Source organism: Nisaea denitrificans DSM 18348 (assembly GCF_000426505.1).
Taxonomy (GTDB): Bacteria; Pseudomonadota; Alphaproteobacteria; order Thalassobaculales; family Thalassobaculaceae; genus Nisaea; species Nisaea denitrificans.
Window position 1 is genome coordinate 756584 of record NZ_AUFM01000011.1, and the last position, 16594, is coordinate 773177.

17 protein-coding genes are annotated in these 16594 nt (G+C 59.3%); 6 read left to right on the top strand and 11 right to left on the bottom strand.

Features of this window, described 5'->3' with window-relative positions; all coding sequences use genetic code 11:
- Nucleotides 1-28: 28 nt before the first annotated feature.
- The 4 genes from K328_RS0104430 to pdeM all read right to left on the bottom strand — a co-directional run bounded on the left by K328_RS0104430 (nt 29) and on the right by pdeM (nt 4467).
- Nucleotides 29-895, bottom strand: coding sequence for a DUF1365 domain-containing protein (locus K328_RS0104430; RefSeq protein ID WP_245577402.1), 867 nt, complete (start codon nt 893-895; stop codon nt 29-31).
- Entirely contained in the window at nt 864-2210 is a 1347-nt protein-coding gene (locus tag K328_RS0104435; RefSeq protein WP_028464938.1) for an NAD(P)/FAD-dependent oxidoreductase, read from the bottom strand. Before K328_RS0104435 ends, K328_RS0104430 begins: the two co-directional genes overlap by 32 nt.
- A gap of 63 nt (nt 2211-2273) precedes the next feature.
- The gene (locus K328_RS0104440) at nt 2274-3728 is read right to left on the bottom strand and encodes a cryptochrome/photolyase family protein (protein WP_028464939.1); all 1455 of its coding nucleotides are present in this window, start codon (nt 3726-3728) and stop codon (nt 2274-2276) included.
- Nucleotides 3729-3792: 64 nt separating this feature from the next.
- Complete coding sequence (gene pdeM, locus K328_RS0104445) at nt 3793-4467, bottom strand: ligase-associated DNA damage response endonuclease PdeM (RefSeq protein WP_084608208.1); 675 nt, start codon at nt 4465-4467, stop codon at nt 3793-3795.
- Nucleotides 4468-4803: 336 nt separating this feature from the next.
- Here pdeM and K328_RS0104450 point away from each other — a divergent pair, with 336 nt between their 5' ends.
- Nucleotides 4804-5013 (top strand): cold-shock protein, encoded by a 210-nt coding sequence (locus K328_RS0104450; protein ID WP_028464941.1) that lies wholly within the window; start codon nt 4804-4806, stop codon nt 5011-5013.
- 318 nt (nt 5014-5331) lie between these two features.
- Here the strand turns inward: K328_RS0104450 and K328_RS0104460 are convergent, their stop codons facing one another.
- From K328_RS0104460 to K328_RS26580, 4 genes are all read right to left on the bottom strand, one after another.
- On the bottom strand, nt 5332-7809 hold the full coding sequence (locus tag K328_RS0104460) for a ligase-associated DNA damage response DEXH box helicase (RefSeq protein ID WP_425411509.1): 2478 nt from the start codon (nt 7807-7809) through the stop codon (nt 5332-5334).
- Nucleotides 7810-7848: 39 nt separating this feature from the next.
- Nucleotides 7849-8289 carry a hypothetical protein gene (locus K328_RS0104465; RefSeq protein WP_156901170.1) on the bottom strand — a complete coding sequence of 147 codons (441 nt, stop codon included), beginning with the start codon at nt 8287-8289 and terminating at the stop codon, nt 7849-7851.
- A gap of 240 nt (nt 8290-8529) precedes the next feature.
- Entirely contained in the window at nt 8530-9327 is a 798-nt protein-coding gene (locus tag K328_RS0104470) for an enoyl-CoA hydratase-related protein (protein ID WP_028464945.1), read from the bottom strand.
- 178 nt (nt 9328-9505) lie between these two features.
- Nucleotides 9506-9676 carry a hypothetical protein gene (locus K328_RS26580; RefSeq protein WP_156901171.1) on the bottom strand — a complete coding sequence of 57 codons (171 nt, stop codon included), beginning with the start codon at nt 9674-9676 and terminating at the stop codon, nt 9506-9508.
- Between the two features lie 226 nt (nt 9677-9902).
- On the opposite strand from K328_RS26580, the gene K328_RS0104480 reads away from it, so the two are divergent.
- From K328_RS0104480 to K328_RS0104500, 5 genes are all read left to right on the top strand, one after another.
- Nucleotides 9903-10508 (top strand): SIS domain-containing protein, encoded by a 606-nt coding sequence (locus K328_RS0104480; RefSeq protein WP_205620577.1) that lies wholly within the window; start codon nt 9903-9905, stop codon nt 10506-10508.
- Nucleotides 10509-10510: 2 nt separating this feature from the next.
- Nucleotides 10511-11536: a ligase-associated DNA damage response exonuclease gene (locus tag K328_RS0104485; RefSeq protein WP_028464947.1), complete on the top strand. Its 1026-nt coding sequence runs from the start codon at nt 10511-10513 to the stop codon at nt 11534-11536.
- The gene (locus K328_RS0104490; protein WP_028464948.1) at nt 11536-13113 is read left to right on the top strand and encodes a cisplatin damage response ATP-dependent DNA ligase; all 1578 of its coding nucleotides are present in this window, start codon (nt 11536-11538) and stop codon (nt 13111-13113) included. Before K328_RS0104485 ends, K328_RS0104490 begins: the two co-directional genes overlap by 1 nt.
- 74 nt (nt 13114-13187) lie before the next feature.
- Nucleotides 13188-13814, top strand: a complete 627-nt coding sequence (locus tag K328_RS0104495; protein ID WP_036553139.1) for a helix-turn-helix transcriptional regulator — start codon at nt 13188-13190, stop codon at nt 13812-13814.
- A complete protein-coding gene (locus tag K328_RS0104500) occupies nt 13811-14068 on the top strand; it encodes a hypothetical protein (RefSeq protein WP_051284469.1) in 258 nt (85 codons plus the stop codon). Before K328_RS0104495 ends, K328_RS0104500 begins: the two co-directional genes overlap by 4 nt.
- Nucleotides 14069-14089: 21 nt before the next feature.
- On the opposite strand, the gene K328_RS25595 is transcribed toward K328_RS0104500, so the two are convergent.
- Genes K328_RS25595 through K328_RS22555 form a run of 3 tightly spaced genes read right to left on the bottom strand, consistent with a single transcriptional unit; the run spans nt 14090 to nt 16544 of the window.
- The gene (locus tag K328_RS25595; RefSeq protein WP_028464951.1) at nt 14090-14857 is read right to left on the bottom strand and encodes an anti-sigma factor family protein; all 768 of its coding nucleotides are present in this window, start codon (nt 14855-14857) and stop codon (nt 14090-14092) included.
- Nucleotides 14838-15383, bottom strand: a complete 546-nt coding sequence (locus K328_RS0104510; RefSeq protein WP_028464952.1) for a sigma-70 family RNA polymerase sigma factor — start codon at nt 15381-15383, stop codon at nt 14838-14840. The genes K328_RS25595 and K328_RS0104510 overlap by 20 nt, the downstream gene beginning before the upstream one ends.
- A gap of 30 nt (nt 15384-15413) precedes the next feature.
- The gene (locus tag K328_RS22555; protein ID WP_205620578.1) at nt 15414-16544 is read right to left on the bottom strand and encodes a 2OG-Fe(II) oxygenase; all 1131 of its coding nucleotides are present in this window, start codon (nt 16542-16544) and stop codon (nt 15414-15416) included.
- Nucleotides 16545-16594 lie beyond the last annotated feature (50 nt).

Here is a 16594-nt window from a genome sequence, read left to right on the forward strand (position 1 = left end):
CAACGCGCCCCAATTATGATCACTCGTCTTACGCAACATGTGGCCCAGTGGATGATTTATTGATTACGGATACCGGCTCTCCCGGAGTCTCGGGCCGTTTGTGAAAGACGGCTCCCTTGATCCAGAGCTTCAGGGCCTCCCAATGGATGCCGGCGACGACCTTCGCCGTGAGAAGTGGGTAGAGCAGGGCCACCTTGAGCAGGGCCCGGTCCGTCATTGCTTCTCTCGTTCCGGTATGGGTCGCGACGAGGGTTTCTCCCTCCGGCGTTTCCTGCCGGATCAGGATGGAGAGTTTGTCGCCGGGCTCCTTCAGCCGGAAGCGGTAGGTAGCGGTCATGTCCATGAAGGGGGAAACGTAGAAACTCTTGTCGCAACTCTGCCGGACCGTACCGCCATCACCCTGGCTCGGCTCGACCGGGATCAGGTAGCAATGCTGCTGGCCAAAAGTGTTTTTCACCTCATACAGGATGGCCTGCAGATGGCCACTTTTATGGTGGCAGAAATAAATCGAAAGAGGGTTGAAAACATATCCAAGAATTCTTGGAAAACAATGCACTAAGATTTTTCCTTCGTGTGCCTCGTAGCCCGCAGAACGAAGCTGCTGTCGAACCCATTCGAGAGCGGACATGCCGTCGCGTGATGCATGGTCCCTGTCGAAGAAGGAGAACAGATTGAAACGGTTATGGGAGAACAGCTTTAGCTTGCCCGCGAGGGCATCGACCTCTTCCAGATCCAGCAGCATTGAGAAAACCCGGTAGACGAAGCGGTGCCTGAACGGGATCAGCCGGGCATGTGTGACCACCCCCCGATAGAGGCAAGACTCTGCCGGTGTGGCGGGCCCTGTATGCGCGGGTGCCTCCATCTCAGTCGTCACCAGCGTCCTGAGCAGGCGCATACACGCTGTTCTGGTCGAGCCAGTGCCTGCTTGCCGGCTCGACATCGGAGTTCCAGGGCGGCGCTATACCAAGGCCGCGGGCGACGGCAATCGCCGCTTTCAACCCGTCCTCATGGAAGCCGTAGCCACAATAACTGCCGCAGAACCATGTGTTACGGACGCCCTGAATTGGCATCAGTTCGCCCTGCGCCCAGACCGCAGCGCTGTCGAAAACCGGGTGAGTGTAGTTGAAACGTGCGAATTCCAGCTCTGGGTTGGGCTCCTCGAGCGGGTTCATGGTGACGAAGAGTGGATATTTGTCGTCGATACCCTGCAAGCGGTTCATCCAGTAGGTCAGGGCAACGGCGCGGTCCATGTCGCGGCGGCCTTCCGAGAGATAGTTCCAGGAGGCCCAGGCCTGACGGCGCTTTGGCATCAGGCGCGGATCTCGATGCAGCACCGCGACGTTGTCCTGATAGCTGAAGCAGCCGAGCAAGGCGCGTTCGGCGTCGCTGGCGTCGCTCAGCATGGCGAGAGCCTCGTCGCCGTGGGCACCGATGACAACCTGATCGTAGTAAGTTTCGGAGCCGTCCGGCTCCCCGATCATCACGCCGGTCTCAAGACGACGGATGCGGCGGACGGGGTGGCCGGTCCGGATCTGTCCGCCGCGCTGCTCGATCTCCGTGGCGAGGCGCTGCACATAAGAGCGGGAGCCGCCATCGACGGTGAACCATTGTGGCCGGTTCGCATGTTTGAGCAGGCCGTGATTGACGAAGAAGCGTACAAAGCTGCGGGCCGGGAAGGCCAGCATGGTCTCGACTGGACAGGACCAAATCGCAGCAGCCATCGGCAGCAGGTGGTCGTAGAGGAAGCCGTCGCCATAACCTTCACGTTTCAGGAAGTCGCCCAGCGTGAGGCCCGGATCGCCGTCTTCATCAAGCAGGCGCGGGGCGGCGGAGAAGAACCGCGCAACGTCCGCCAGCATTTTGTAATAGCTCGGTTTTAAGAGATTGGCCGGTTGCGCAATCAGACCTTTGAGCGAGCCTTCATATTCGAGCGCACCGTTATCGACGGAAACACTGAACGACATGTCGCTGAGCTTTGTCGGAACATCGAGGGCCCCGAACATGCTGATCAGATTGGGGTAGGTCGCCTCGTTATAGACGATGAAGCCTGTATCGACCGGGATCTGCCGGCCGTCATAATCCACCGAAACCGTGTTGCTGTGCCCGCCAAGCCTGTCGTTCGCCTCGTACACGGTGACCTGATAACGCGAAGATAATAACCATGCCGCGCCAAACCCGGCGATACCGCTTCCGATGACAGCTATGCGCATTCCATTACCCCCAGGGAAAACTCTAATCATAATCGTGCCGACTGTGCAGCATTTCGCGTGTGGTTAAGCGCACGCGGCGATGTCGGACGAAAGTCCGTCATTCAGCCTTTTGAACGCCGTAAGAGCTCTGTCGCGGCCGAACGCGAGATCTACAATGGGGTCCGGATAGTCCGGTGCCGGGTTTCCCGGCGCTTCCCATGGCTTATGCAGGTATCGGTCGGGAACCTCGGAAAGCTCCGGGACCCAATGGCGGGTATATGCGCCGTCTTTATCGAATTTCTCGCCCTGCAGAACGGGGTTGAAGATCCGGAAATAGGGCGCTGCATCGGCACCGGATCCGGCGACCCACTGCCATGATGCGGCGTTGTTCGCCAGGTCGGCATCGACCAGCGTATCCCAGAACCAGGCCTCGCCCGCGCGCCAGTCCACCATCAGGTGTTTGACCAGAAAAGACGCGCAGATCATCCGCACCCGGTTGTGCATGTAGCCGGTTTGCCAAAGCTCCCGCATCCCTGCATCCACGATGGGGATACCGGTTTTCCCGCGCTGCCAGGCGCGCAGGGGCTTTTCTGCCCGGTCCCATGGAAAGCGCTCATATTCCGGGCGCAGGCAGGCATCTGGGAGGTCCGGGTTGTAATAAAGCTGGGCGTGGGAGAATTCGCGCCATACCAGCTCCTTCAGGAAATGCTCTGCGGATCCCGAAAACGGATCGCGACCGGTCGTGATGCAATGCGCGACGGTGCGGTGCCAGACTTGGCGCGGGCCGATTTCTCCGAAGTGAAGATGCGGCGAGAGGCGCGAGACAAGCGACCGTGACGGGAAATCACGGCCCGTTTTATACCCGTCGAGCGCGTTTTCCAGAAACTCGTCAAACTGGTCGAGCCCGCCCTGTTCGCTCGGCTGCCATAGCTCTGAGAAACCGGACGCCCAGTCGGGATCGCACGGCTGCAGATTCCAGTCGTCAAGTTGGTCGCCTGCCAGGACCTTTGCGGGGCGCGGTATGGCCTGCGGAGCGGCTCCTTCCGGTGCCGGGTCGCCAAGAAGGCGCATGGCCCGCCAGTAGGGTGAGTAAACTTTTGGCGGCGTGCCGGTCTTGGTTTTCACCTGCCAGGGCTCGAACAGAAGCGCTGCATTGAAACTCTCGGCCTCGATACGATCCTCCTTCAGCGCGCTTTTCAGTGCGGCATCGCGGCGGACGGCGAAGGGCTCGTAGCAGCGGTTCCAGTAAACGGCACGTGCGCCGGTTTCCGCCGCAAGCGTCCGGATGGTCTCGGCTGCGGTGCCGCGACGCAACAGCAGGGGACAGTCGAGGGCGGCGAGGGATTGCTGAAGCGCATCAAGGCTCTGATGCAGCCACCATCGTGATGCGCCGCCGGGAGCCCATTTCCCCGGTGTTTCATCATCGAGAATGAAAACGGGAAGGATAGGCGCGCCGGATTCCACCGCTGCTGCCAAGGCGGGGTTATCGCCAAGTCGGAGATCCTGACGAAACCAGAGAATAATAGGACGTTCGGTCACGCTACCACCTTTAAGAACCTGCAAGGGGACTTACGGGCCCGGTTCGGTCTCGGATCACTTCCGTTCAGCAAAGCTTGTCGGTCGGGAAATGGTAAATGCGTTTGGGGCCAAGAAAGAGAACATCGAAATGCGTGCCGAGCACTGCGCGAACGGCCGCATCGCGGACTGTCAGGCCGCCGGTCAGCGCACCGAAGGCCGGCATGATCAGCCTGTCCCCGTTATGGGCGAAACAACGTCCGCTGAAATTGCGCTGACGGGTCCGTACCCGCGCCGACGGATGATAGTGACCGCTGATCTCCCCATGGGCAGGTGACCTTGAGGCTTCGTGCCGGAAGGTCAGGGCGCCGATGGTTTCTTCCGTCATGCTCCGGCCGGGGAGATCATCGGGCAGCTCCGGGTCGTGATTACCCGTGATCCAGAGCCAGTCATGTGCCGAGATCAGATGCTCGAGTATGGCCCGGTCGGCTTTTCCCATTCGGTCCGGCCCGCCGGTATCGTGAAAATTGTCGCCGAGGCAAATCACTGATTGAGGTCTGTAATGACCGCAGATTTTTGCCAGGCGATTCAAAGTGTCCGCCGTATCGTAGGGCGGCAGATGAACGCCTCTTGCCGCGAAGCTCGATCCTTTCTCCAGATGCAGATCAGACACCACAAGCAGGGAGCGATCGGGCCAGTACAAGGCGCCGGAAAGATCGGCGACCAGGGAGACGCCGTTAAGGGTTAGCGGTTCTGAAGTCATGGTGCTGCTTTGGCGGATCCGCGGAACCGGGTCAATGGTGATCCCGCATGAGACGATATTCATGCGGCATAATTATGTAATCGTACCAACGGTCCGGTCTGTTTTTATTGTCGTGGTGGCGCATGTTTCAGCCTGATGAAAATAATATGTTTCGCCGTAAAATAACTTGCGATTGCCCATATTCGTTCTATGTATCAATCACGTTTAGAAGTCGCTGTTAAAAGACTGTCTCGCCGCTTTGCCGTCGATCATGTTCCTTCTCCGATATTTTGAGCGTTACCCTCGGTCCGTCGCATTGGGCTCCGGACCGCTTAATTTGTCGTGAAAGGAAAAATCATGACCACAGGTACTGTAAAATGGTTCAACGCCACCAAGGGCTATGGCTTTATTGAGCCGGAAGATGGTTCTAAAGACGCTTTTCTGCACATTTCCGCTCTTGAGCGCGCCGGCATGACCTCCGTCGACGAAGGCCAACGCCTGTCGTTCGACCTGGTCCCGGGCCAGGGTGGAAAGTCGTCTGCCGAAAACGTAAAGCTTGTCGACTAACGCACTGAACATAAAGAATAAGGGCGGTCGCTGATCGCCCTTATTCATACTGACTGCAGGTCGCGTTCGATCAGATTTGATCCGCCACCTACTCAGATTTTCCCAACTACTATGATCTCTCAAGGATATTATGAACTACGAATCTAACTTTCTTACAAACTACGGCCTTCACAACTACGTCTCTTTTTCCCGATCGAGCGGTGCGAACGTCTTTTCCATTAGAGGCACCGAGAATCCCAAAATGATTGGCCATGCCCGCACCATCATCTCTGAAATGTATGGCAGCGCCTCAACCATCGTCGTGAATTAAAGCACCGGTTATATCGGCAGGTTTGCCTGTATATTACCGCCGGTCGCTTCGCTGACCAGTTCAGCTTCCGCCTCTTCCAACAGGGTGTCGAGTGCACCGCCGTAGACATGTTCCTTGCCGATCTCAAGCAGGATCGGTACGGCGAGTGGCGAGACCCGGTCGAGGTGGCGGACATCGATCTTGCCATGCACCTGGACCAGAAGCTCAGCCAGACGGCGAATATCCGTCAGGCCGCGCGCAGCGTCCGCGCGTGTGGCACGGAGCAGGACGTGATCGGGCTCATGGCTGCGCAGCACGTCATAGATCAGGTCGGCATTGAAAGTGACTTGCCGGCCTGTTTTCTCATGTCCCGGCAGCTTCCGTTCGATCAGGCCGGCGATCACCGCGACGTTCCGGAATGTACGCTTCAGCAGCGTTGATTCCGCCATCCATTCCTCAAGATCGTCTCCAAGCATGTCCTGGTCGAATAGCCCGGCTACATCTTCGGCACGGGGCTCCTTCAAGCCCCAGATCGCGATCACATAATCGGTGGCAACGAAGCCGAGCGGGTCCAGTCTCGCCCGTTCCATCCTTCTGGTCAGCAACATGCCCAGTGTCTGGTGCGCGTTCCGTCCGGCGAAGCAGTAGGCGACCAGATAGAACTTCCCGCCGCGCGGAAACACCTCGACCAGCAGCCGGTCCCGTTTCGGCATGACAGAACGCCATTGCTGCATGCGCAGCCAGTCCTCGACAGGCGCGGGCAGGGTTGGCCAGTTCCTGTCATCCTCCAGCATGGCCCGGACCCTGTCCGACAGGTGCGTGGTGAAGGGCAGGCGTCCGCCCATATAGGCGGGGATCTCCGGCTCCTCTCCCTTGCCGGGGCTGACCTCCACGACTGTCTCACGGACTCCCTCGAAAGTCAGAAGCTGACCGGCGAAGAGGAAAGTGTCACCTGGTGTCAGGCCCTGGACGAAATATTCCTCGATCTCGCCGAGAAAACGTCCCCGGCGCATCCGGACCTTCAGCGTGATCGCTTCCACGATCGTGCCCACATTCATCCGGTAGGACCGGGCGACCCGCTGATTGACCACGGTCAGCAGTCCGTCGGGTGTCGGCCGCAGGCGGCGGAACCGGTCATAGGTGCGCAGCGCGTATCCGCCATCCGTCACAAAACGCAGGACGGCGTCGAAATCCTCCCGGCCGAGATCTGCATAGGGCGCGGCAGTCCGGACTTCCTCGTAGAGCTGGTCCGGATGGAACGGCCCGGCGCAGGCGGTGCCGAGGATATGCTGCGCCAGCACGTCCAGAGCGCCTTCGCTTGGCAACTCACCGTCGAGAGTCATCTCGTTCACGGCGTCGACGGCCGCCTGGCACTCTAGCACCTCGAACCGGTTCGCCGGGATTAGGATGGCGCGGCTTGGCTGATCAAGCCGATGATTAGCCCGTCCGATCCGCTGCAGCAGGCGCGAGGAGCTTTTCGGGGCACCAACCTGGATGACCAGATCGACCGCCGCCCAGTCGATCCCAAGATCGAGGGAAGAGGTGGCGATCACGGCCCGCAGCCCACCCTTCGACATGACCGCCTCTACCTTGCGCCGCTGCTCTGCCGCGAGCGAGCCGTGATGCAGGGCGATTGGCAGGTTCTGCTCGTTGATCCGCCAGAGCGCCTGGAACAGGATCTCAGCCTGCGCCCGTGTATTGACGAAGACCAATGTGGTCGCGGCGCCACAGATCTGCTCGTAGATATCCTCGACGGCATAGCTTCCCATATGCCCGGACCAGGGAAAATGCCCTCGCCCGATCATGATCCTGACATCGGCTGCGACCGCACCGCCACCAGTGACGCGTTCGACCATCCCGCTTCCCGTTCGGCCGGTAGGAGACAGATAGGCTTCCAGTGCGTCCGGATAAGCGACAGTGGCCGAGAGCCCGGCGCGGCGTGCTTCCGGTGCCAGCTTTGTCAGACGGGCCAGACCAAGTGACAGCAACTCCCCGCGCTTGTCGGGGGCCAGTGCATGCAGCTCGTCGATGACAATGGTGCGCAGCCGCCGGAAGATCTTCGGCGCATCGGTATAGGAAAGCAGCAGGGCAAGGCTTTCCGGTGTGGTCAGCAGGATATTGGGCGGGCTGCCACGCTGACGCTTTTTTTTAGCCTGAGGGGTATCGCCGGTCCGGGTTTCCGCCGTGACCGGCAGCGCCATTTCCTCGATCGGCAGGGTCAGGTTGCGATGAATGTCGACAGCCAGCGCTTTCAGCGGCGAGATATAAAGTGTGTGCAGGCCATCAAAAGGTGTTTCAGACAGCTCGATCAGACTGGACAAGAACCCGGCGAGGGTCTTCCCGCCACCGGTCGGGGCGATCAGCAAGGCATGTTTACCCGCCTGGGCCGCTTCCAGCATTTCGAGCTGGTGCGGGTGCGGCTGCCAGTTTTTTCCGGCAAACCAGTCGCGGAAAGTTTTTGGCAGGCCGGTCATGTCCGGTCGGGGCCGTGCGGTTTTATCCAGCATGTCCCGAAAGTGGTTGCTGAGCGGGATTACAGCAAGCGGCTATTGTATTTCCGGGCGAGGGCCGGCCTCGGCCCATGCGGTCGCCTCTGCATGATCCTTGAAGCACTTGAACGTACTGCCCGGAAAGATCTGGCCCAACGCTTTGTTCACAAGCTGTGTGATCCAGTAATTCTCGGTGACGATGGCAACATGTTTTCCTGAGTTCCTGCCCTTCGCATAGGCGTGCCACTCCTGCGCAACTGTGAGCAGGCCGTTCCAGCTCCAGTTGTTTGTTTCGTCATTACGATGCTGATCGACGACCACATTGAACCAGATGATGTCCGGATTTTCTTTCCAGATCATGGGCACATGCTTTGTCAGGTCGTAATCCGTAAAGCCTGACGCCAGATCGATAAACAGCAATTGCCTGTCCATATCCACACGCCAGGACAGGGTCTCCATCCTGTTTGAGGAGCTTTCGCTCACTCCGGAAACGGTCATCTTACCGCTGCGGCAGTTAGGTTGTCGGCAGCTGATACTGCGCCGGGGGTAAGGAACGTCTTCATTTATTCCTCGCTCAATCCGGTTGCGATGGGTGTTTACGTACGTTGTTACGACATATGGGCAGCATACGCCAATACCCATGATAAAAAAAAGACAAAATTATCAGCTAGATAAAAATCAACTGTCCAAATGAAACCCGGCAGGGGATCGGACTTGCCGGGTTTAGAGGGTGTCTTTTCAGACCGCTCCTGGATACCAGGACGGCTGGCGTTTCTCTGCGAAACTCTTCAGGCCTTCGGAGGCTTCATCCGACTGCCGTTTTGCCGCGTGCTGGACGATCAGTCGCTCGAAATAGGCATCGGCAAGCGTGATGTTGGCGTGTTCCAGGATGACCTGCTTGGTCTGCGTCATGGCCTCGGGTGCTGAAAGCAGCAACTGGTCGATCACCGGTGCCGCGGCTTCGTCGAGCGTGCCGGTCGCGCAGACTTCATGTACCAGCCCCATTTCTACAGCCTTTGCAGCCTTGAAACGCTCGCAGGTCAGGGCGTAGCGGCGGACATTGCGCGGCCCCATGGCGGCGTTCAGGTGAGGCACGATAATCCCGGCCATCACACCCCAGCGGGCTTCGGTAATAGCGAAGATTGCATCCTCGCTGGCAATCACAACATCGCAGGCAGCCACAATACCGACACCGCCACCGAAACAGCCGCCATGCACCAGCGCCACGGTCGGTTTCGGGAAGTCGTTCAGGCCACAGACGGCGGAAGCCGTGCGGCGCGATACTTCAACATTCTCCTCTGGGGAGAGGGCGCCAATGGCGTTCAGCCATTTCAGGTCGGCACCTGCCTGGAAATGCTTACCGTTACCCCGGAGCACCACGACACGGACGACATTGTCCGCGGCACAGTCGCCGAAAGCATCGATAAGTCCCTGAATGACATCGCCGTTATAGGCGTTGTTCACATCTGGTCGATTGATGGTGACTGTGGCGACGCCGCGCGCGTCTTTTGATAACAGGACGACGGGTTCGGACATGGCTGGGCCTCTTCGAGCGTTGGAATTATGCTCCGGACGGAGCCGACGAAGAGTATGCCGTGCCTTCCGGTAATCCAACCCTGAGGCTGGGCAAGTCCAGTGGTTGGAACAGGCAACAAAAAAGCCGGAGAGACTATTTCAGTCTAATCCGGCCTCTATGTTCGCAGTTGCGGAATAATCAGGCGGCTTTCTGGGCTGCCGATGTAGTTTCGCCGTGCATGTCGGCTGCATCGTTGTGACGTGCCAGGCCGTCGATCATTTCCTGTGCGGACTCAGCCTGCAAAGTCGACCATTTACGCTGGGTGTCGGCAAAATAGACCCGGGGACGTTTGGTTTTTTCAGTGAACATGTACAGCTCCTGTGCGGGCAACAACATCTTGTGATCTTGTGTAGAAGATCGTCACGAGCGCGTAAAATGAGAATGCTGCAATGCAGCATTGAATTAATGCCGATTGGCGATCAATAAGTCGGCGGTATGATAAAAAGTGCGCAAAACATGACGCCGTGACGCTGGAGTCTTATCCAGCGGTCGGCTAAGTTCCGGCATCTGGAAAACCCGAGATTTCGAGGCTCCCTTGAACAGTTCCGACATCACCTCTCGCATCAAGATGATCCTGGATGCGGAAGCCGCGGCCATCAATGCCATCAAGATCGATGAAAGCTATGAGAAAGCGCTGGATATCCTTCAGGGCACACCAGGCAAGATCATCACGACCGGGATGGGCAAGGCGGGTTTCATAGCGCATAAATTCGCGGCAATTTTGAGCTCGACGGCATCACCGGCTTTTTTCATTCATCCGAGTGAGGCTGCCCATGGCGATTTGGGCATGGTCGCGCCGGGGGATTGCATTGTTGCCTTCTCGACCAGCGGCAAGACCAGGGAAGTGCTGGAATTCATCGAACTCAGCCGCCATGTCGATGCCGGCAAGGTTATCGGTATCACCTCGCATCCTGATAGCGGCCTGCGGGATCTGTCGGACGTGATCGTCGATATGGGCACTGTGAAAGAGCCGTGTCCGCTTGGTCTGACGCCCTCCGCCAGCATGGCTGTCATGTCCGCCGTCAGCGATGCGCTGGCTCTGGTGCTGATGGAGCGCAAGGGCGTCTCCCGGCACGAATATGGACTTCGCCACCACGGCGGCTATCTCGGTAAGCAGGCACGAACGGACAATATCGAGTAGGGATGGCAAAAGCCGCACGCAGGGCAAGCTGGATCAAGGTCAGGCCGGAAGGCCTGCTTGTCGAGCCGGGCGGTTTTTATGTCGATCCGACCCGCGTGGTCGATCATGCGGTCATCACCCACGGGCACGCCGATCACGCCCGCCGGGGACACGGCGCCGTTGCCGCAACGGCCGAGACGCTTGCCATCATGCGGGTACGCTATGGCAAGGCACCGTTCAAGAGCAGTCAGGCGCTCCGCTTCGGCGAAAAGATCACCATCAATGGTGTGACGGTCTGGCTGGTGCCGGCCGGGCACGTGCTCGGCAGTGCGCAGATCGTGCTGGAATATCAGGGCGAGCGGGTCGTCGTTTCCGGCGATTACAAACGCCGTCCCGACAGGACCTGCGCCGCTTTTGAGCCGGTGCCCTGCGACGTCTTCATCACGGAAGCGACCTTCGGGCTGCCGGTCTTCCGGCATCCCGAGGACAGCTGTGAGATCGCAACGCTGATGCATTCCATGGCGCTCTTTCCGGAGCGCAGCCATGCGATCGGCACCTATTCCCTCGGCAAGGCGCAACGTCTGATCTCACTGATCCGGGCCGCAGGGTATGATCGGCCGCTCTACCTGCATGACTCCCTGATGCCGCTTTGCGAGCTTTACCAAGCGCATGGCGTGGATCTCGGCGACCTCCTGCCGGCGGCAGCGGGCGATAAGAAGCAGGCGCGGGCAGACCTGAGGGGCGAGATTGTGCTGGCGCCGCCACCGAGCATTACGGAGAATTGGGCGCGGTTGCTGCCGGATCCCGTGATCTGTATGGCGTCCGGCTGGATGCGGGTCAAGCAACGGGCAAAGCAGGGCGGGGTCGAGCTGCCCCTGGTGATTTCCGATCATGCCGATTGGGACGAGTTGCTGGCGACGCTGGATGACGTCGGGGCGCCGGAGGTCTGGGTGACACACGGACGCGAGGAAGCACTGGTTCATGCGGCCCGGCTAAAAGGCATGGAGGCGCAGGCGCTCCGGCTGATCGGGTATGAGGAGGGGGACTGATGGAGCGGTTCTCTCAACTTCTCGACCGGTTGCTCTATGCGCCGCAGCGGACGATCAAGCTGAAGCTGATGGCCGATTATTTTATCCATGCGCCAGACCCGGATCGTGGTATCGCCCTTGCGGCGCTGGCCGGCGCTCTCGATCTGAAAAGCGCAAAGCCGGCTCTGATCCGTCAATTGGGCATGCAGCGTGTCGATCCTGAGCTGTTTGGGTGGTCTTACGATTTCGTTGGTGACTTAGCCGAGACCGTGGCCCTGATCTGGCCCGAACGGCCGACAAATGCGGCCTCTCCGGAACTGGGCAAGATCCCTGCCCTGCTTGCCGACCTGAAACCGGCCGAAGCGGGCGTGTTGCTTGAAAGCTGGCTAGACACGCTGGATGCGACCGGGCGCTGGGCATTATTGAAACTGATCACCGGCGGACTCAGGGTCGGAGTCTCGGCACGGCTCGCAAAAATGGCGCTGGGCGATGCTTTCGGGATCTCGGCGGACGATATCGAAGAGATCTGGCACGGGCTGGAACCGCCTTACGAGCCATTGTTCGCCTGGCTGGAAGGTACGGCACCGCGTCCCGATATGAGTAATCGCGCTGTGTTCCGGCCCCTGATGCTGGCTAGTCCTCTGGAAGAGATGGAGTTGGAAAAACTGCCCCTGGCGGACTACGAGGCTGAATGGAAGTGGGACGGGATCAGAGTCCAGCTTGCGTCCCGAGCGGGCGAACGGCGGCTCTATTCGCGGACCGGTGACGATATTTCATCCGCCTTTCCCGATATTGTCGACTTCATGGGGTTTGACGGTGTGCTGGATGGAGAGCTGCTGGTGGTCCGGGATGGTGAGATTGCTCCATTCAACGATCTGCAACAGCGCCTCAATCGCAAGCGGGTGACGGCGAAGATGCTTCAGCAGCATCCCGCCCATATTCGGCTATACGACATCCTGTTCGACGGCGCGGAGGACCTGCGTTCTCTAGGCTTTGAAGAGCGCCGCGCCCGGCTGGAAGCTTTCTGGGACCGGGAGAAACCGGAGCGGACGGACATCTCGGAGCTGGTCCCGTTCGACAGTCCAGCGGCGCTTGAAGCGCTTCGAGCCGGATGCCGGGGGGCACAGATCGAGGGCCTTATGCTGAAGCGCCGCGACAGTATCTATCAGGCCGGACGGCCGAAAGGGCCGTGGTTCAAGTGGAAGCGGGATGCGCTGACCGTCGATACTGTTGTCATGTATGCCCAGCGCGGGCACGGACGGCGCTCGTCCATTTATTCCGACTATACTTTCGGAGCCTGGCGGGATGGGGAGGCGGGCCTTGAGCTCGTGCCGGTCGGTAAGGCCTATTCCGGATTTACGGACGAGGAGCTGAAGAGGCTCGATAAATGGGTGCGTGACAACACGGTGAACCGGTTCGGCCCGGTCCGCGAGGTGACGCAGTCGTTGGTCGTCGAGGTGGCGTTCGACAGTGTGCATCGGTCGTCGCGACACAAGAGCGGCGTCGCCATGCGCAGTCCGCGTTTTCACCGCATTCGCTGGGACAAACCGGCGGAAGAGGCGGATCGTCTGGAAAGCCTTGAGAAGCTGATCGATTGAGGTGGTTTCTCCATCCCGGCTTCCCAAGCCAAGCGTTTTCTTGATAAAGACAGGTAACGTCTTGGAAAATCGCCATGAATGACCGTGCCGCCGACCGCATTCTGTTCCAGCTGAAAACCCGGGGTCCGCAGACCATCGGTGAACTCGGCGCGCATTTCTCGATGACCGGGGAAGCTGCACGACAGCATCTGGCGAAACTCGCCGATGCCGGTCTTGTTGAACCCGAGGACCGGCGCCAGGGCCGTGGCCGGCCACGCCGCTACTGGATGCTGACCGAGAGCGGCCACGCCCGGTTTCCGGACAATCATGCCCAGCTCACCGTCGAGCTATTGGAGTCCGTCCGGGAGCTGTTCGGGGACGCTGGGCTCGACCGTTTGATCGACAAGCGCAGGGTTGAAACCCTGAACGCCTACAAGGCCGACATCGGGAAAGCCGATAGCTTCAAGGACCGGCTCGAGCGGCTGACCGCGATGCGGGAGCGGGAAGGCTATATGGCCGATTGGTCAGAGGTGGACGACGGCTCGTTCCTGCTGATCGAAAACCATTGCCCGATCTGTGCGGCGGCGGCTGAATGCCAGGGAATTTGCCGGGCTGAACTGGAGCTTTTTCAGGATGTTCTCGGACCGGATTGCATGGTAGAGCGGACCGATCATATTCTTGCCGGCGCACGTCGTTGCGCCTATCGGATCACGCCTAGATGAATCGCATTGAACGGAAAAAGGTTTCCGCGCTGGTCGGCCTGCGCAAGCGAGTTCCCATTGGCATTGGGCACAATATGGGACCGCCTTTGAGCGTGGCCTACAACCGTCTTGTCTGGCGCAAAGCCATCGCCAAGGCTTGGGAGCCGCCAGCGGATCGCCTGATCCTGCAGCGCCGGCTCAAACGGGCGAAAGAACTCGGCATGACCTATCGGGAGTACATGCTCGAGATCCTGGAGCGCGGAAGGCATCTTTAGCCTGGCAGAAAGCGTCTGAGGTCAATTCAGATGGCTCAACAGTTGGCTCGCCCCGTTGGAAACCTGCTCGGGATTGCCGGAATTGTCGACTAGCACATAGGCCGAATGCTTGTTCGAGAAGAGAGCGACCGACCGGCCGTCGTAATCGAAGGCAGTTGGCGGGGCTGCGCGGCTGTCCTGGTCTTGGGCGATGGCAAACAGCAGGACCCGGCCGAGTTTTGGTGTGTCGAGTGCAATTGCAACGCCGGGACGCTCGGGAGATGAGACAACCTGTACATCGCGCACGATCCAGCCATCGGGCAGCGTCGGCAATTCGATACCGAGAGCGCCGACGATCTCGCCTGTGTTCAGGACTGTACTCTCGGGTTGAGAGACCATCCAGTGTCTCAGTTCCAGCGCTGCCTGGGCGTCGAGCGCTGTTTCGACAAGCGGATGGGCGTCGGCCGTTTCAAAAAACTGCATAGCGATATGAGCCGTCCACCCTCCTGCGAAAAGCAGAAGTGCCGCCGCTGCCGGTGCGATGCGTCTGAAAATTCGACGCCGCCAAAGGCGATCCTGCAGCTGGTGGGCTTCCGATACCAGCTCTGTGGGAGGCGGATCAGCAGGCGTTGATAGAGCAAGCCGAAGTCCCTCCGTGGTACGTGCGTCTGCAAGCACTTCGGCAGCGCGCTCTGGCCGGTCTGCAAGATAATCGGCCACGATAAATGCCCGCTCCGAATCCAGTTGTCCCTGAATGAGGGCCTGAATGTCGGCTTCTATTCCGCTGTGATTATCGGTCGGTGTGACCATCTCGCTCTCCTACGATCCTGAAAGAACGCCTCTTCACGTCTCCACTGCCACTTTCCTCGAAATTTCTCAGTGCGGCCCGGGCACGGCCGACGCGCGACATCACAGTGCCCGACGGCACGTGGAGTATCTCCGCGGCTTCCGTGACTCCAAGTCCTTCCACTGCCACGAGATGCAGGGCTTCTCTTTGCTCGCTATTGAGCGAGAGGAACGCTTTCCGGAGCTCGGAAAGCCGGACCGCCATCTCGCCCGAAGGCGCGGAAAAGCCGGGCAGAGAATCGGTCCAGGCTCGCTCGCGCTTAGCCGTCGTCAGCCCGTTGCGGCGTTCATCGATGAAGATATTGTGCATAATCGACATCAGCCAGACACGGACGTTGGCACCGTCGCGGAAAGTGGCCCGTCGCTCGTGGGCGCGCAAAAAAGTAGACTGAACAAGATCGTCGGCCGTATCGGCATTACGGGTCAGAACCCTCGCATAGCGGCGCAGGGCCTCCAGCTGCCCGACGATGTCCAGATCATCCTTGCCCATGTTCTCTCAAACAGCCTCCATGTGGTCTTTTCATGTTGCAGCCTCCGCGGTAGGCATCGCGATCGTGCCGGGTACCGGGTCGTTTCCAACGATAAACTGGGCGTTCTCCTTGCGGATGCGGGCTGCGTCCTCGTCGTACAGGAAAGGCAGGAAGGCATACCGGCGCCCCCGGGTGACCTTGCTAACCCTGTGCAGCAACGTGCAGGAGAACACCACGGCCCCGCCGGGTGGTGCCTTAAAACTGCGTGCTCCATATTCAGGGAAATTGACTTCTCCGCCATCGAAATCGTCGTTCAGGTTCACTGAAACGGCGAAGCGGCGATGCGCAGTCCCCCTGGTCGTATCATCGCGATGTGCCGAAAAATGGCCGCCGTCTTCGGCTGCATAGCAGGACACGATATACCGTTCCATCCGTGTCGCTTTGAACTGATGAATTTTTGCGATCTCGGGAACGACCCGACGCTGGAACCGCTTCTGCAGTGCCACGATTAGCTCCTGGTTCGCGATGTAATGATCCTTGCGTCGTTTGAAGCTGTGATCAGTGACGCCCATTGTACGGCCGTCGATCTCACGCATGAATCCGCTCTCCTGGCCGCCCTGTGCTTCATATAAGTCGATCAGATGGCGGCACAGCTCCGGTTCGAAAACCCGAGGCAGAAACAGAATTGGCGCCATTAATTCAGGCCCGGCGAAACGTTCGGGGGGAGGCAGGCTATCGAGGACGGCGAGAACTTCGGCAACATCACCCTGGTCGTCGCGGAACGGGATAGCGCTGATCACACGCATGGTCGGGTCGATGATCACCCACTGCCGCGACAGCGGGAATTCCCCCGAAACTGGATGGGCGTCCCTTGGGACAACGCTGTAAAGCTTTGAAGCTTTTAAGTCGAAATCCCAGAAATGGCGGTAACCGGGAGCTCTGTTCGCAACCCTGAGGGCGGTCTCGTCTTCAGGGTCTATGCTGACACCAAAAAAGGATGCATGTGTGTCATTGAAGATATCCGTGCGTTCGCGAGCCGACCGAATCGCCGCCTGTGCCTGAGCGTCGCCGGCGCTGCCGTAGAAACATAATACGAGGTATCGCCCGGCAGCTGAGTCAAAGGCGTAGCGCGGGTTGGAAATGCTGCGCTGTATGAAGCTTGGCGCAGCATCGCCTGGCAACAGGTGCGTTGCTCCGGCGATATGTAAGGAAAAGGACATCGGCTTCGGAT

Bases quoted from the DNA above. Each gene is read 5' to 3' on its own strand.
- K328_RS0104430 (WP_245577402.1), bottom strand. From the start codon at position 895: ATGCGCCTGCTCAGGACGCTGGTGACGACTGAGATGGAGGCACCCGCG.
- K328_RS0104435 (WP_028464938.1), bottom strand. From the start codon at position 2,210: ATGCGCATAGCTGTCATCGGAAGCGGTATCGCCGGGTTTGGCGCGGCA.
- pdeM (WP_084608208.1), bottom strand. From the start codon at position 4,467: ATGACTTCAGAACCGCTAACCCTTAACGGCGTCTCCCTGGTCGCCGAT.
- K328_RS0104450 (WP_028464941.1), top strand. From the start codon at position 4,804: ATGACCACAGGTACTGTAAAATGGTTCAACGCCACCAAGGGCTATGGC.
- K328_RS0104460 (WP_425411509.1), bottom strand. From the start codon at position 7,809: ATGCTGGATAAAACCGCACGGCCCCGACCGGACATGACCGGCCTGCCA.
- K328_RS0104465 (WP_156901170.1), bottom strand. From the start codon at position 8,289: ATGACCGTTTCCGGAGTGAGCGAAAGCTCCTCAAACAGGATGGAGACC.
- K328_RS0104470 (WP_028464945.1), bottom strand. From the start codon at position 9,327: ATGTCCGAACCCGTCGTCCTGTTATCAAAAGACGCGCGCGGCGTCGCC.
- K328_RS26580 (WP_156901171.1), bottom strand. From the start codon at position 9,676: ATGTTCACTGAAAAAACCAAACGTCCCCGGGTCTATTTTGCCGACACC.
- K328_RS0104485 (WP_028464947.1), top strand. From the start codon at position 10,511: ATGGCAAAAGCCGCACGCAGGGCAAGCTGGATCAAGGTCAGGCCGGAA.
- K328_RS0104490 (WP_028464948.1), top strand. From the start codon at position 11,536: ATGGAGCGGTTCTCTCAACTTCTCGACCGGTTGCTCTATGCGCCGCAG.
- K328_RS0104495 (WP_036553139.1), top strand. From the start codon at position 13,188: ATGAATGACCGTGCCGCCGACCGCATTCTGTTCCAGCTGAAAACCCGG.
- K328_RS0104500 (WP_051284469.1), top strand. From the start codon at position 13,811: ATGAATCGCATTGAACGGAAAAAGGTTTCCGCGCTGGTCGGCCTGCGC.
- K328_RS25595 (WP_028464951.1), bottom strand. From the start codon at position 14,857: ATGGTCACACCGACCGATAATCACAGCGGAATAGAAGCCGACATTCAG.
- K328_RS0104510 (WP_028464952.1), bottom strand. From the start codon at position 15,383: ATGGGCAAGGATGATCTGGACATCGTCGGGCAGCTGGAGGCCCTGCGC.